This is a genomic window from Methylophaga frappieri, from assembly GCF_000260965.1.
Classification (GTDB): Bacteria; Pseudomonadota; Gammaproteobacteria; order Nitrosococcales; family Methylophagaceae; genus Methylophaga; species Methylophaga frappieri.
On the sequence record NC_017856.1, the window covers coordinates 2,626,244 to 2,641,425 of the forward strand.

Sequence of the window (15,182 nt, forward strand, 5' to 3'; positions counted from 1 at the left end):
ACACCAACCATTCAATTATCGTCAGTTCTGGGCTAATGTCATATTTTTAGGCATGTTTTGCACCGTTATGGTGCTGCTTGCGATAACAGTTGCGCACAAGGGGTGCAGGGAAACGTTTACAAGCTTTTAACTGCTTCCAATACGGCGGCGACATGACCTTTGACTTTCACGCCACGCCATTCCTGACGAAGAATGCCTTTACTGTCGATAAGAAAAGTACTCCGTTCGATGCCCATGTAGGATTTTCCGTAGAGCTTTTTGAGTTTAATGACGTCAAACAGCTGGCATAAGTGCTCTTCCTTGTCAGAGAGCAGCTCAAACGGAAAGGCATGTTTGTTTTTGAAGTTTTCATGCGCCTTTAATCCATCTCGGGACACGCCCAGGATGACCGTATTTAATGCTGAAAACTGGTCATAGTGATCACGAAAGTCCTGACCTTCTGTGGTACAACCCGGCGTATTATCCTTGGGATAAAAATAAATCACTACATTTTTTCCGGCAAACTCAGCCAGACTGATTTCTTGCTCACCCGTCGCTGGTGAGGTGAAAGCGGGGACAGGTTGGTTAATCGATACGGTTTGCATAATATCTCCTTGAATTAAGCGGATTCTAATTTTTAGAGTCCGATGTGCCAAACGCTTGTCATCAGCAGGCTGGCAAAGTACCATGCCAGTTTATTTTTTGGAGTCCGGCATTTATGTTCAGCGGCAGTATGGTAGCACTGGTGACGCCCATGCGAGCAGATGGTTCGCTGGACAGTGACAGCCTGCATCGCTTGGTTGAGTTTCATATCGAAAACGGCAGCGATGCGATTGTGGCTGTTGGCACAACCGGCGAATCAGCCACATTAAGTGTCGAAGAGCATTCAGGCGTTATTGCTGATATCGTTAAACAGGTAGCTGGACGTATCCCTGTTATTGCCGGCACCGGCGCCAACTCGACTTCTGAAGCGATTGAACTGACTGAATATGCACGTCAGCTTGGCGCGACAGCAGCGCTGTTGGTGACACCTTATTATAATCGCCCGACCCAAGAAGGTTTGTATCAGCATTTTAAAGCAATTGCTGAAGCCGTTGATTTACCACAGATTTTGTATAATGTGCCAAGCCGTACGGCGTGCGACTTACTGCCAGAGACAGTCGGTCGGCTGTCCTATGTTCCCAACATTATCGGTATTAAAGAAGCCACAGGTGATGTGCGCCGTGTTCAGCTGATTCGTGACGTTTGTTCGCCAGATTTTGAGCTATACACTGGAGAAGATGGCAACACAGTTGATTTTATTCTGGCGGGCGGACGGGGCGTCATTTCTGTCACAGCCAACGTTGCGCCGAAATTGATGCATGATATGTGTCAAGCAGCGATGCAAGGAAAAGCCGAAGAAGCACGTAAAATTAATGATCGGCTGGCGTTGCTCCATCAAAGTCTGTTCAGTGAATCTAATCCAATCCCAGTAAAATGGGCATTACACACCATGAACATGATACCCTCTGGCATACGTTTACCGATGACGGTCTTGTCAGAAAAATTTCATCAACCGGTTCGTGATGCGCTGGCTGCAGCCGGGGTATTGAATCCTTTAAATGAGTGAACAGCAATCAATGAACAACGTGAATCGTCTGAAAACCAGTGCATGGCTGGTCGTATCCAGTCTGGCCTTAAGCAGTTGTGGTCTTTTGCCGTCATTGGAGGAAGTGGCGCCTGATAATACGCAAGAGTACCGTCGTGCTGAGACGATGCCTGCATTGGAAGTGCCGCCAGAACTCAGTCTTAATCAGATTAATGACAACATTGTTGGCAATCGTAATACTTCAGCGACCTATTCTGAGTATGAAGAAGCTGCCAACAACCCGCTGGCCGCGCGCTACAACATCCAGCCCGATGCTAAACCGGCTTTGGCGGGTGAAGAAGGGCGTCGTCATTTAGTGGTGCCTGGTGAGCCGGATGTGACTTGGACGCGCATCGAAAACTTTTGGTCGACTAAAAATATCGATGTTGTTCGTAAAGAACGTCGTATTGGTTTGATGGATACTGGGCCTGATGGTGAAAATTATGCGTATCGTGTCCGTATGGAAAAAGGCGATGTGAATCAGTCGGCACGAATTTATCTGGGTGCGCGTGACGAAGCCGAAACCAATGTGGTTAAAAATGAGGCCATGTTGAGACAGTTGGCTGATTTTCTAGGGGTTTTGTTCCAAGAAGATAAAGCCCAATTGGCTGCAAGTCAGCCTCAACAGCGTCAACAAGCGCCATCGTCTGTGATGCCTGCGGTTACCTTGATGGATGAAGGTGAAGGCCGCCAAGTTTTGGTTGTTGAGCAGGAATACGTCGAAACATGGGAACGTGTTGGCCGTGTGCTCGATAGCCGTGGTTTTGCGGTAGAAGATCGCGATCGTTCTCGTGGTACATATTTTGTCCGATATGTGGATCCGTTCCTGGAAGCCGAACAAGATGAGGAAGGTTTTTTCAGTGGATTGGCATTCTGGCGTGATGATGCTGAAGAAGCACCGGAAGAATACTATTACATCAAGTTGAGTTCTGATGCCGGAAATACGCGTATTACGGTGCTTGATGCTGAGCAGGTGCGATCGGTATCTGATACGGCCAGACGTTTATTAAGCCTGATCCAGGAGCAGCTGACACAATAATGCAGTTTGCTTCACTTGGCAGTGGCAGCCGCGGTAATGGCACGCTGATAAAAGAAGCTGACACAACCTTATTGGTAGATTGCGGTTTTTCTGCCAAAGAAGCGGAAAAACGGCTCTATCAGCAAGGAGTTGCGCCAAGTGAACTAACGGCTTTATTGGTCACCCATGAGCATGCTGATCATATCAGCGGTATCCGGGTGCTGGCCCGCCGTTACCATTTGCCTGTTTATGCAACGGCCGGTACGGCGGCTTGCCTTTCTGAAGATTTAAACGGATTGATTAGAACGTTTAATTGCCATACTGATTTTAGTATTCAGGATCTGCATATCTTGCCATTTCCCGTTCCGCATGATGCACGTGAGCCGGCGCAGTTTGTGTTTAGCAATGGCGAATATCGACTAGGTTTACTCACCGATGTGGGCTCGATTACCCCTTTGATCGAATCTGTACTCAGTGGCTGCGATGCGTTAATGCTGGAAGCGAATCATGATATTGATATGCTCGCTGAGGGGGATTATCCGCCGTCGTTGAAAATTCGTGTTGGTGGACGGTTCGGCCATTTAAATAATGTGCAATCATCAACATTACTTGAGAAAATCGACACCTCTCGGTTACAACATATTTTTGCCATGCACATCAGTGAAAAAAATAATCTGCCATCCTTGGTTTTGCCTTTGTTTGCCAAGGCGCTCAATTGCGAACATGACTGGATTGGCATAGCAGATCAGGATGCTGGTTTTGGCTGGCGCCAATTAACTAAAGCTTAGTGGAACGACCCATGGAAAAACGACAACAACTCTATGCCGGCAAAGCCAAAAGTGTCTATGCCACCGATGACGCTGATTATGTCGTACTCAGTTTTCGCGACGATACCTCAGCATTTGATGGAGAAAAGGTTGAGCAGCTTAATCGTAAAGGCGAAGTAAACAATAAATTCAACGCTTTTATTATGCAGACATTAAGCGGAGCAGGAATTGCAACGCATTTTGAAAAATTGCTTAATGAGACGGAATCGCTGGTGAAACGTATGCAAATGATTCCGGTGGAATGTGTGGTTCGAAATGTGGCGTCGGGTAGTCTGGTCAGACGGCTTGGTGTTGAGGATGGGATGAGTTTAACACCGCCAGTTTTTGAGTTTTTTCTGAAAAATGATGCCTTGCATGACCCAATGGTCAATGAATACCACATTGCCACGTTTGGTTGGGCGACTGAAGCGCAAGTTCAAAAAATGAAACAATTAACCTTTGAGGTCAATACGGTTCTCAAGCAATTGTTTGCAGACGCCGGCATGATTTTGGTTGATTACAAACTAGAATTTGGCATATTCGGAGGAGAAGTCATTCTCGGTGACGAATTCAGTCCGGATGGTTGTCGTCTTTGGGATGCACAAACCCGTAAAAAACTGGATAAAGATCGTTTTCGTCAAGGCCTTGGCGGTGTCATCGAGGCATACGAAGAAGTGGCGAAACGCATTGGTGTAACGCTGTAAACGTCAGAGGTTTTACCCGAAGCGTCGCTATATTGATTAATTAACCAGGCTTTGGGTTGGCGCAGGAATTCGGCCGCCCAGCCGCACAAAACGATTTTCCTGATTGCCCATGTTGACGGCCATAATCGGTCCTTCTCCAAGCAACCCACCAAAAAACACCTGATCACCGGCTTGTTTTCCTGGCACAGGAATGAGTCTGGCCGCAGTTGTTTTTTTGTTAATCACGCCGATGGCCATTTCATCGGCGATGATAGCCGAGAGCATTTCGGCGCTGGTATCCCCCGGCAGTGCCACCATATCCAGACCGACAGAACAGACAGCGGTCATGGCTTCCAGTTTTTCCAGAGACAGCGTGCGATTACTTGCGGATCGCGCGATAGTCAAATCTTCACAAACCGGAATAAAGGCACCACTTAATCCGCCGACATGCGAACTGGCAAAGGCGCCTCCTTTCTTAACGGCATCATTGAGCATGGCTAAAAAAGCGGTGCTGCCCGGTGCACCAATCGCAGGTAGGCCAATGGCTTCGAAAATTTCGCCAACACTGTCGTTTTCATTTGGCGTCGGGGCTAAAGAGAGATCGACGATGCCAAACGGTAAACCAAGTGAGCTGGCTACTTCACGGCCAACTAATTCACCGGCTCGGGTAAGCCGCGCCGCCGTTTGTTTAATGACATCTGCAGCTCGACTTAAATCCAGTTTTTCTTCTTCCTCTAAAGCGCGTTGCAACGCAGCTTTGACTACGCCAGGGCCACTAACGCCGACACTGACGACAGCATCTGCTTCGCCAATACCGAGGTAAGCACCAGCCATAAACGGCACATCCTGTGGAATATTGGCAAAGACGACCAGTTTTGCTGCCGCCAAGCCATCATTTTCAGCGGTAAGCTGTGCTGCCTGTTTAATCACTTGGCCCATCTGATTAATAGCATCCATGTTTAAACCAGCGCGGGTACTGGCAACATTGACGGAAGCACAGACGCGTTTACTCTGGGTCAATGCTTCTGGAATCGCCGAGATTAAGGCTTGATCACCTCGACTGATGCCTTTTTCAACCAGTGCGCTAAAGCCACCAATGAAATCAATGCCTAATTCGTTGGCAGCGTGATCCAAAGTTAAGGCAATGTCGACCATCTGTTCGGTACTGAATGGGGCGGCAACCACGCCGATAGGACTAATCGAAATACGCTTATTGGCCACTTCAATCCCATAGCGACGTTCAATCCGCTGACAGGTTGTCACTAATTGACCAGCGTGTTTTAGAATTTTGTCGTAAATATTGCGTTTAAACCGGCCAATATCATCACTGACACAATCGGTCAGATTGATACCAACCGTCACGGTACGCAGATCCAGATTTTCTTCACGCACCATTTGCAGTGTTGAAATAATGTCTTTTTGATTCAGCATGACGAATTTTCCGGAAAAGATTTACAGTAAGATATTGCTGACAGATTCAAAAATCCGCCGATGCTGGACATGGATTTCCAGAGCCAAGCGGTTGGCAATGTCCGCTAACGCAAGCCGTAAATCATCCATGACTGTCGCTTTAGGCACATCTACCTCAAAAATCATTAAATTATCCATGGGATCCTCACCGCCCCTGAAAATAGCCTGCATATCCGTGATATTGACCCCATGGATAAATAATTGCTTGGCCACGTCAGCAACCAGTCCCTGACGATCCGGGCCAATACAGGTAACAATGTAGGGCTGTGTAACCGGTTTATTTTGTTGCCATTCAGAGGCTTGTTGATTCCAAGGGTTAACGCTGATAAACAGATTCATGTTTATGCAGGCATGATCAAGCGTGGTTTTCACGGTTTGTGCCGATTTATCATCTGGAAAACTCACCATCAGCAGCGCGCCGAAAACGTCTTTTAGCAGCGTTTGACTGAGGTTTTCAATATTGCCATTTTCTTGTCGTAAGCTGTCAGCAACGACGGCCATAATGCCAGGTTCATCACTTCCTAAAACTGAAATCAGCATTTTATTCATGGGGTTGTTCCACTAAGTTGATTTTGCTTGCCAGCGTTGACGAAGTTGTGTGCGATTTAATGCCAGCCATTGAATGGCAATAATGGGAATTGCTGAGACAATTTTTCCTTGTTCCAGTAATCGAAAAACATTGGAAAACGGCATGACAGAGACGGCAATATCTTCATTTTCCTCATCAAGGCCATGCAATCCGCCAGCTTTGGTACTGTCTATTTTGCCGCAATAAAGGTGGAGTAATTCAGAGGTGCCACCAGGTGAGGTAAAAAAAGAATTGATTTTAAATAAATCCTCAACCTCACAGCCTGATTCTTCAAGGACTTCACGGCGAGCAACCGATTCCGGTGTTTCGCCTGGCTCAATGGCACCAGCGACAATTTCCAGCAACCAGGCCCGTTCATCGCCAAACTGTAATGCGCCTACGCGGAATTGCTCAATCATCACCAAAGCATCTTCCTGGGCATCGTAGAGTAACACCGCAACGCATTCTCCCCGGTGAAAAATTTCTCGACTGAGCGGGGGACTCCAACCGCCACGGTAAAGTGTGTGACGAACTGTCAGTTGGTTCACCCCAAAAAAACCCTTAAAAACCGGTTTATCTTCTAAAATTTCAAACTGTTTTGTGCTCATGGTGTTGATTTCGGTTGGGGTGTCTGAAATGCCGATACAGGCAAGCCATCGAGTTTACGAATGTGAGCCGTAAAACGACTGTCATCTTTTTCGATATGTTCTAATTTGACGGGTAAATATCCCAGCGCCGGCGCGCACCATAAGGTGGTTTGTCGCTCACTGTCTGGGTCTCGATCCCGACTTAGCCGAATAGCCTCAATGTGCCCGAGTGGTGTTTCGATTACCTCAGTTGCCTGTCGCGTGATTTCATACTGTTTGAGTTTGCCACCATCGGCGATGGTGTACTGTAGCGATTGTCGATCGGCGGCTAAATCACGCATGAGTTGTAATTGGTAAACGTGTTTATCGAGCGTGTCAGACTGCAGTGCGAGTTCCCATGGGTGTTCACGATCATCGATGTGTACGATTGCGGTCGACCAGTCGAAAGACATGGTTAACAACTTGTCTTTTTTGCCACCTTGACGTTGATACCGGTAAAACTGCGGTTTTATCTGGCCATCAACCTGCTGCCAGATACTGGTTTCGGTAATAATGTCAGGCTTAAAAAAAGCAAAGACGCCTTTGGCCTGCGTTCTTGTCACTAACTGACGATTGCTGGCTTCATCAGTTGTTAAGGTTTGCTCGAGTTCGCCAGCTTGAATGCCATTTAACTCAACCTGATAATTGGCTTGATAATCCATTGGCGTCGAATCGGCCAACACCGGAGAGGCCGCTATCCATATCCAGAGACAAGACAGCCATAACATCATAAATTCAGGACTCCTGCTGCAATAATAACTTTAAGGCAGCGGGATAGAGCTTATGTTCCTCGACCAGAACACGTGCAGCTAGGGTGTCGGGTGTGTCGGCCGGTAAAACGGGCACACTAGCCTGTAAAATTACCGGACCATCATCTAGCGTTTCGGTGACAAAATGTACACTGGCGCCATGTTCTTTTTCACCGGCTTCAATCGCACGTTGATGGGTATGCAAGCCTTTAAATTTAGGCAGAAGAGAAGGATGGATATTAATTAGTCGGCCAGCAAAGTGATTGACAAAATCAGCAGTCAGAATTCGCATAAAGCCGGCAAGAATTACAAAATCAGGCTGAAAATGATCAACCACTTCAGCGAGTTTTTTGTCGAATGCATCACGACTGGCAAAATCCTTATGATCAATCGCCTCGGTATTGATCCCGGCATCACTGGCACTTTGCAGGCCCGCTGCATCAGGACGATTACTGATAACCGCGACAATTTCTGCCTCTAGTTCATCGTTTTCAATAGCACTAATCAGCGATTGCATATTGCTGCCACGGCCTGATATCAGAACGACTAAACGGGCCTTAGTCATATAATTTGTACGCGCTCAGCACTGTCAGAGGATTCTATTCGGCCGATTTTCATGGCCGTTTCACCTAAGGCTGTCAGGGTATTAACCGCTTCATCCACTTGTTCTGCATCCACGCAAAGTACCATGCCAATGCCGTTATTAAATGTGCGGTACATTTCTTTATCAACCACATTACCGTGCTGTTGCAGCCAGTCGAATATAGCAGGGCGCTGCCAACTGCCAGCATCAATTTTAGCGACAACCCCGTCTGGTAAAACGCGAGGAATATTTTCTAACAAGCCACCGCCGGTAATATGAGATAACGCATGAATATCAATTTTTTCATTAAGTTGAAGTAATGATTTAACGTATATTCTAGTTGGAGTGAGCAGCTTTTCGGCAAGTGTGGCACCATCGAAGGAACTGTTTAAATCAACGCCGCTGTGTTCAATGATTTTTCGAATTAATGAATAGCCATTGGCATGGGGGCCTGATGAGGCAAGGCCGATTAACACGTCGCCATCCTGAACTTTGCTGCCATCGATAATGTTAGCTTTTTCGACGATGCCGACACAAAAACCGGCCAGATCATAGTCATCAGCATCATACATGCCGGGCATTTCTGCGGTTTCCCCGCCAACCAATGCAGCACCGGATTGTAGACAACCCTCGGCGATACCACTGACAACACTGGCTGCGACATCAACATTCAGCTTGCCGGTTGCATAGTAATCAAGGAAAAACAGTGGCTCAGCACCCAGTACAGCAATATCATTGACACACATCGCCACCAAATCGATGCCTATTGTGTCATGCACGCCAGTTTCAATCGCTAAACGTAGTTTTGTGCCAACACCATCCGTACCAGAAACTAACACCGGTTGCTGGTATCGCTCTGTTGGCAACTCGAATAAACTGCCAAAACCACCCAGGCCAGCCATAACGCCTGGTCGTTTTGTCCGCGAAGCTAGCGGTTTTATACGGTCGACCAAGGTGTTACCAGCCTCAATATCGACTCCAGCATCTTGATAACTGAGACTGGTTTTGGCGGGTTGAGACGGGGCGGCGGGATCAGTCATATCAATTCCTGAAATAATGGACATCACAGAGAAAAATCAGCGTGCTAGAATAACACAATGACTCGATTATTTACCGTGCTGATTGTTCTTTTTACTGCGTTTTCTGCTCAGGCAGCGCAGGTGGCCCACCTTTATCAAGCCGAGGTTGCCATTGATTCGCAAAGCGAGTCAGACCGTAACCGCGTGTTGCCGGATGCGCTCAAGCAAGTGATTGTGAAATTGGTGGGCGATAGACAGCAGGTAAATCAAGCAGATATCACGGCAATCCTGGCCGATGCGCAGCGCTATGTAGGTCAATTTGCTTACCAACAAGTGAATGCCGACAATATGGATTTGACCTCGCCACAAGAACTAGCCGTGGTGATTGATTTTGATAAACCCACACTGGATCGTGCGTTAGAGCAGGTTGGTTTACCACGGTGGGGAGCCAACCGGCCACAAATATTGTTTTGGATTGCTTCTGAACAAGCGGGCCAACATCAGTTGATTGCCGATGAGACAGATGCGGTCACCGTGACGCTGAAGTCTTTGGCAAAACAACGCGGTTTACCTGTGCTGATGCCGGTAATGGACTTGGAAGATCAAAGCCAAATCAGTTTTTCGGATATCTGGACGGGAAACGTGGCGGCGCTCAACCGTGCCTCAAATCGTTATGGGGCAAAATTGGTGGTCAGTCTGCAGATTCGGGGAAATAACGATCAGACAGGCATAAGTTGGCAGTTGTTAAGCGGTGACGAAACGCAGCGCTGGTCTAGTGAAGGGCCATTGAGTGATGCTTTGGCTCAGGGCATGCATGAGCTTGCCGACAGGCTCGGCAGACGCTTCGCGATTCAGACCGGAGAAGCGACTGCCTATAAATTACAGATTTCAAATGTACAAAACTATGCTGACTATCAACGTTTGAGCCAATATTTTCGTCAGTCACAAACCGTCGCCTCATTTTCAGTACAAAGTCTGGCGGAGGGTGTCTTGGATGCTGAATTACAACTCCGCGGAGATGTGAACCGGTTTCGTGAGCTACTTGCTTTTGATAATGTGCTGGTACCCGAGCAATCTTCTGCCACCAATCAAACTGAGCGATATCGGTTAATGCCTTGACGCTTCGCGATATTCCAAATCTCATTTCTATTGCCAGAATTTTTCTGGTGTTGCCGGTGATGTGGGCGATGTTGCAGTTTGATTTTGGTTTAGCGCTGATTTTATTTGCTGTTGCTGGCGTTTCTGATGGTTTGGATGGCTTTTTGGCCAAACATTTTCAATGGCAGAGTCGGCTGGGTTCCATTCTGGATCCGATTGCGGATAAATTATTGCTGGTTGTTAGTTTTGCCACGCTCAGCTATTTGGGCCTGCTCCCCTGGTGGTTGTTTGCTGTGGTCATTGGCCGTGATGTGATCATTGTGATTGGTGCATTGGCGTATCACTATGCGTTTGGTGAATATGAATTGAAACCATTGTGGAGCAGTAAAATCAACACCCTGATGCAGATCCTGCTGGTTCTCACAGTGATGATTCAAACGCAGTGGTTTCCTGAACATCATGCGGTCACGACGGTTGGTATCTGGTTGGTAGTGGCCAGTGTGATTAATAGTGGCAGTGAATATATTCTGGTTTGGGGAATGAATGCATGGCGACAACGGAAACACCGCTGATCCCACAACATAATCGCTGGTTAATTCTGGCATTGATATTAGTGGCAGGCTGGTTGATTTATTTGCTGTCCGGGGTATTGATGCCTTTCTTTATTGCGGCATTATTGGCTTATCTTGGTGATCCGCTGGTTGATCGGCTTGAAGATAAAAAGCTCTCTCGAACCTTATCGGTTTCTATCGTTTTCGTCAGTTTGTTTATCACACTTATCGTGGCGTTATTGCTGTTTATTCCTTTGTTGAACGAGCAATTAAAAGCCTTGTTTGAGAAGTTACCTGGATATATTGATCGTTTACAGACTGCACTGAGCCCGGTCATGCAAAGTCTGGGACTGTCTCAAGAGGTTTTCGATCTGGAAACGGTGAAAACCGCCTTTAAAGATTACTGGGCGCAAGCGGGGAAAGTTGCCGGTAATATTGTTGGCTATGTCAGTAAGTCAGGGCTGGCAGTGATGACTTTTTTGACCAATCTGGTGTTGATTCCCGTACTGACTTTTTACCTGCTTCGGGACTGGGATATTCTGGTTGGCAGAATCAAGGAACTGTTGCCACGTCGTTATCAGGAAGAGGTTAGCTATTTAGCAAAAGATTGTGATGACATGCTGGCTGGCTTTTTGCGCGGTCAGCTGATGGTCATGTTGGCGCTCGCCATTATCTATAGTATTGGTTTGACGTTAATCGGACTCGACCTGGCATTACTAATTGGCGTTATTGCTGGTATTGTGAGTTTTGTTCCTTATTTGGGTCTGCTTGTCGGGATCTTGTTGGCAGGGACGGCGGCTTATCTGCAATTTCAAGAGTGGCTACCCGTATTGTTTGTCATTGGCGTGTTCAGTTTTGCGCAGCTGATTGAAGGCATGTTCCTGACGCCGCGCTTTGTTGGTGAACGTATTGGCATGCATCCGGTTGCTGTCATTTTTGCCGTCATGGCCGGCGGTAGCCTGTTCGGATTTATTGGCGTGTTATTGGCTTTACCTGTGGCTGCCGTGATTATGGTGATGCTGCGTCATGCCCATGATCGCTATGTTAAAAGCCAGCTGTATTCCTGATATCTGATGACACAGCAACTGACATTGCGACTTTCTCCTCAGGAAGTCTATCGGCTGGATAATTTTTTATTTGCCGACCCTGAGATTGCCGAAGCAATTGAAACATTTTGCCTGGGTGAGGGTTATCCGATGTTGTTCTTCAGCGGTGAGAAGGGCGCGGGTAAAACCCATTTATGCCTTGCCATTCAGGAGCGTCTTGATAGGCAATCCGTTACCTATCTGAATTTAAATGAACTACGACAAAGCGCTGCCCCTCAAGCTTTAGAAGGTGTTGTCTTGGCGGATTGGGTCATGATTGACGATGTTGACGCTATCGCAGGATCAGATGCCTGGGAGGAAGCCCTATTTCATCTGTTTAATCGGCTTCAACAAACTCCGTCGCGCATGGTATTTACCAGCCGAACGCCGCCGTCAGAATTAGCGCTGGACTTACCAGACTTGCGTTCACGACTCAGCTTGGCCTTGGTATTTCGCCTGTCACTGATGACAGATGAAGCCAAGCAAGCTGCATTGGTTTTGCAAGCGCAAAGCCGTGGCCTTATTATGCCCGATGAAGTCGCCAGTTATTTATTACGGCATGCAGGACGAGATATGCCGTCTTTAATGCGTATTTTGCAGCAACTTGACGCTGCTTCGTTGCAAGCCAAACGCCGATTGACAATTCCGTTTGTCAAAGACGTTATCCATGACATTTAATCGCGAATTCAGCCTTATTTGGCCGGGCGCGTCGCACTTGTTTCAGCCGTTAAATCGGCTACATTTACCGGATCGGCTACAAACGCTAATCGAGCGCGCGCGATTGACAGAAAATAATGCGGATGTTGTCAGTTTGTTGATGTCATCAACAAGCCAGCGTCCAGATTTACCGATGGCCAAGATTCGCTTTCCTGAAGAAACCGCGATATGTGCCGACCCCTGTTATTTGCATGCGGATCGAGATCGACTGTTAATGTTTCGGCAGACAATCCAGCTTACGCAGCTGGAAATGCAAGCCATTCAAGCGGCTTTGTCACCCTTGTTGACTGGCTATGCGTCGTCTTGGTTAACATTTGATTCACGCCATTGGGGGCTACGACTCAACGCTAAGCCCGATATGCAATGTTATTCGCCGGAGAAGTTGGAAGGAAAACCCATCACGGATGCATTACCTCAGGGTAAGGATGCCGGTAAATGGCGGCGGTTAATGAATGAAATGCAAATGGTGTTAGCGCAACATCCGGTAAATATCGAGCGTGAAGCGGCCGGTCTTTTACCTATCAATGCTGTCTGGTTTTCAGGTTTAGATAGTTATATACCGTCGGTGAAGTGGGATTGGCTGTTAGGGAAAAATGCCTTGTTGCCAGCTTTAGCAAAAACGGTGAACCGACCTTATTATTCTGACATGAAAACTTCGGCTAAATGGCCATCGGGTTGCGGTATCACTGTACTACCCCAAGTTGAAGAACAAACGGCTGATCCTTATGTTGAGCTGCTACCTTGGTTGGAAGCCGTGTGGCGACAATTGAGGACATTTCAAATCGGAACATTCAAGCTGATTATCCCTGAACATGGCACCTACTCACTTGCCTGTTGGCGAAGCTGGTGTTGATTACCACCCGTGACAGCAGTGGCTGGGAAAACTTGCCGGACAATTGGCCAGAGTGTCTGCGCCGGGTCTTTGCCGCCAGAGGCATACAAAAAGCTGAAAACTTATTTTTTGAACTCACCGACCTACCGCGACCCGAGCAAATGCTGGGCATGGACAAGGCGGTCGGTTTATTACTTGAAGCTCTCAATCAGCAATGGAAAGTCACGGTTGTGGCTGACTTTGACAGTGATGGTGCTACCAGTTGTGCACTGGCGATTCGTGGTCTTCAAGCGATGGGCCTAAAAAACATCGACTTTATTGTGCCTAACCGCTTTGTTCATGGTTATGGCCTGACGCCTGAGTTACTCGACGAAATTCCCTCGCAGAACCAACCTGATTTACTGCTGACCGTGGATAACGGTATTGCCGCAGTGGCAGGCGTTGATGCGGCTAAAGCGCGTGGTATCAAGGTACTGGTCACCGATCACCATCTTGCTGGTGAAACGCTGCCACAAGCTGATGCCATTATTAATCCGAATCAGCCTGGTGATACGTTTCCCTCTAAAAATCTGGCCGGTGTTGGCGTCTGTTTTTACCTGCTATTAGGCTTGCGTCAGGCTTTGCGTGAGCAGAGCTGGTTTGATGTTCAGGGCCTGAAACAACCCAATGTCAGCGACTGGCTGGATCTGGTGGCATTAGGCACCGTCGCGGATGTGGTGCCGTTGGATCAACTCAACCGAACCTTGGTGGATGTTGGTTTGAAGCGCATGCGCCAGCGTCGCGCCTGTGCTGGTATTCTGGCTTTGGCACAAGTTGCCGGACGGGAAGCCGTCAAGCTGGCCAGCCCGGATTTAGCTTTCAGCATCGCCCCCCGACTCAATGCCGCGGGTCGTATGGATGATATGGGCTTGGGTATTAACCTACTGCTGAGCGATGACTGGCAGCAGGCGCTGACGGCGGCTGCACAACTGGATCAGATTAACTTGGACCGACGCAGCGTCGAACAGCAGATGCAGCAGGATGCTTTAAGCATGCTCGATAAGCTGTCATTGGACACCGACAATACCGCTCCCGGATTTTGCCTGTTCGATTCCGACTGGCATCAGGGCGTCATTGGTTTATTGGCCTCACGTATCAAGGAAAAACTGCACCGACCGGTGATTGCCTTCGCACCGGGCAATGAAGGTGAAATCAAAGGCTCAGCGCGTTCGATTGCCGGTGTGCATATTCGCGATGTATTAGCCCGCATTGCCTCCCGTCACCCGGCCATGCTGCAACGCTTTGGCGGTCATGCCATGGCAGCTGGGCTAACCTTAAAGCTGGATGATTTCCAGACCTTTTCCCAAGCATTTGAAACCGTGCTGACAGAAATGGTTGATCCCGCGGTCTACCAGCAACACCTGCATTCCGATGGTGAGCTTCACCACGGAGAAATCAATCTGGATTTGGCGGAACAATTACCCAATGCCGCCCCCTGGGGGCAGGGCTTTGAAGAACCCCGCTTCCACGGTCTATTTGAAGTCGCAGACTGGCGGTTGGTGGGGCAGGATCAGGATCACTTACGCCTGAGTTTAAGCCTGCCCGATAACCGGAAAATCACCGCCATGGCCTTCAGACAAGGCAAACCCGACTGGCTGGAGCGGGGTACACAAGTGCTGATTCGTTACCGGCTGGCCGTTAACGAGTTTCGAGCCACTAAGTCGGTACAGTTTCTGGTGGATGATTTATTGCAGCCGGTTTGAATTTAGCCCGAAGTACGAACTAAGTAATA

Annotated in this window: 17 protein-coding genes; 10 read left to right on the forward strand and 7 right to left on the reverse strand. The window is 48.0% G+C overall.

Annotation, left to right across the window (positions count from 1 at the left end):
- Positions 1 to 116: 116 nt before the first annotated feature.
- Entirely contained in the window at positions 117 to 584 is a 468-nt protein-coding gene (locus Q7C_RS12585; protein WP_014705164.1) for a peroxiredoxin, read from the reverse strand.
- Between the two features lie 113 nt (positions 585 to 697).
- Between Q7C_RS12585 and dapA the strand changes: the two genes are divergently transcribed.
- Genes dapA through purC form a run of 4 tightly spaced genes read left to right on the forward strand, consistent with a single transcriptional unit; the run spans position 698 to position 4,134 of the window.
- Positions 698 to 1,588 (forward strand): 4-hydroxy-tetrahydrodipicolinate synthase, encoded by an 891-nt coding sequence (gene dapA / locus Q7C_RS12590; RefSeq protein ID WP_014705165.1) that lies wholly within the window; start codon positions 698 to 700, stop codon positions 1,586 to 1,588.
- The gene (gene bamC, locus Q7C_RS12595; RefSeq protein ID WP_014705166.1) at positions 1,581 to 2,645 is read left to right on the forward strand and encodes an outer membrane protein assembly factor BamC; all 1,065 of its coding nucleotides are present in this window, start codon (positions 1,581 to 1,583) and stop codon (positions 2,643 to 2,645) included. Before dapA ends, bamC begins: the two co-directional genes overlap by 8 nt.
- On the forward strand, positions 2,645 to 3,412 hold the full coding sequence (locus Q7C_RS12600; RefSeq protein WP_014705167.1) for an MBL fold metallo-hydrolase: 768 nt from the start codon (positions 2,645 to 2,647) through the stop codon (positions 3,410 to 3,412). The genes bamC and Q7C_RS12600 overlap by 1 nt, the downstream gene beginning before the upstream one ends.
- 11 nt (positions 3,413 to 3,423) lie before the next feature.
- Entirely contained in the window at positions 3,424 to 4,134 is a 711-nt protein-coding gene (gene purC, locus Q7C_RS12605) for a phosphoribosylaminoimidazolesuccinocarboxamide synthase (RefSeq protein ID WP_014705168.1), read from the forward strand.
- 36 nt (positions 4,135 to 4,170) lie between these two features.
- On the opposite strand, the gene Q7C_RS12610 is transcribed toward purC, so the two are convergent.
- Genes Q7C_RS12610 through purM form a run of 6 tightly spaced genes read right to left on the reverse strand, consistent with a single transcriptional unit; the run spans position 4,171 to position 9,149 of the window.
- Complete coding sequence (locus Q7C_RS12610; protein WP_014705169.1) at positions 4,171 to 5,544, reverse strand: PFL family protein; 1,374 nt, start codon at positions 5,542 to 5,544, stop codon at positions 4,171 to 4,173.
- 21 nt (positions 5,545 to 5,565) lie between these two features.
- On the reverse strand, positions 5,566 to 6,132 hold the full coding sequence (locus Q7C_RS12615; RefSeq protein ID WP_014705170.1) for a glycine cleavage system transcriptional repressor: 567 nt from the start codon (positions 6,130 to 6,132) through the stop codon (positions 5,566 to 5,568).
- A 12-nt stretch (positions 6,133 to 6,144) separates the two neighbouring features.
- Positions 6,145 to 6,759 (reverse strand): NUDIX domain-containing protein, encoded by a 615-nt coding sequence (locus Q7C_RS12620; RefSeq protein ID WP_014705171.1) that lies wholly within the window; start codon positions 6,757 to 6,759, stop codon positions 6,145 to 6,147.
- A complete protein-coding gene (locus Q7C_RS12625) occupies positions 6,756 to 7,508 on the reverse strand; it encodes a DUF3108 domain-containing protein (protein ID WP_014705172.1) in 753 nt (250 codons plus the stop codon). Before Q7C_RS12625 ends, Q7C_RS12620 begins: the two co-directional genes overlap by 4 nt.
- Positions 7,509 to 7,512: 4 nt before the next feature.
- Entirely contained in the window at positions 7,513 to 8,091 is a 579-nt protein-coding gene (purN, locus tag Q7C_RS12630; RefSeq protein WP_041366751.1) for a phosphoribosylglycinamide formyltransferase, read from the reverse strand.
- Positions 8,088 to 9,149: a phosphoribosylformylglycinamidine cyclo-ligase gene (purM, locus tag Q7C_RS12635; protein ID WP_014705174.1), complete on the reverse strand. Its 1,062-nt coding sequence runs from the start codon at positions 9,147 to 9,149 to the stop codon at positions 8,088 to 8,090. Before purM ends, purN begins: the two co-directional genes overlap by 4 nt.
- A 57-nt stretch (positions 9,150 to 9,206) precedes the next feature.
- Between purM and Q7C_RS12640 the strand changes: the two genes are divergently transcribed.
- Genes Q7C_RS12640 through recJ form a run of 6 tightly spaced genes read left to right on the forward strand, consistent with a single transcriptional unit; the run spans position 9,207 to position 15,153 of the window.
- Positions 9,207 to 10,247, forward strand: coding sequence for a DUF2066 domain-containing protein (locus tag Q7C_RS12640; RefSeq protein ID WP_014705175.1), 1,041 nt, complete (start codon positions 9,207 to 9,209; stop codon positions 10,245 to 10,247).
- Positions 10,244 to 10,798, forward strand: a complete 555-nt coding sequence (locus Q7C_RS12645) for a CDP-alcohol phosphatidyltransferase family protein (RefSeq protein ID WP_014705176.1) — start codon at positions 10,244 to 10,246, stop codon at positions 10,796 to 10,798. The genes Q7C_RS12640 and Q7C_RS12645 overlap by 4 nt, the downstream gene beginning before the upstream one ends.
- Complete coding sequence (locus tag Q7C_RS12650; RefSeq protein WP_014705177.1) at positions 10,774 to 11,844, forward strand: AI-2E family transporter; 1,071 nt, start codon at positions 10,774 to 10,776, stop codon at positions 11,842 to 11,844. The genes Q7C_RS12645 and Q7C_RS12650 overlap by 25 nt, the downstream gene beginning before the upstream one ends.
- Positions 11,845 to 11,850: 6 nt before the next feature.
- Positions 11,851 to 12,540, forward strand: a complete 690-nt coding sequence (gene hda / locus Q7C_RS12655) for a DnaA regulatory inactivator Hda (protein ID WP_014705178.1) — start codon at positions 11,851 to 11,853, stop codon at positions 12,538 to 12,540.
- Complete coding sequence (locus tag Q7C_RS13410) at positions 12,530 to 13,432, forward strand: Regulatory protein, RpfE type (RefSeq protein ID WP_014705179.1); 903 nt, start codon at positions 12,530 to 12,532, stop codon at positions 13,430 to 13,432. The genes hda and Q7C_RS13410 overlap by 11 nt, the downstream gene beginning before the upstream one ends.
- The gene (gene recJ / locus Q7C_RS12665; RefSeq protein WP_014705180.1) at positions 13,426 to 15,153 is read left to right on the forward strand and encodes a single-stranded-DNA-specific exonuclease RecJ; all 1,728 of its coding nucleotides are present in this window, start codon (positions 13,426 to 13,428) and stop codon (positions 15,151 to 15,153) included. Before Q7C_RS13410 ends, recJ begins: the two co-directional genes overlap by 7 nt.
- The last annotated feature ends 29 nt before the right edge of the window (positions 15,154 to 15,182 follow it).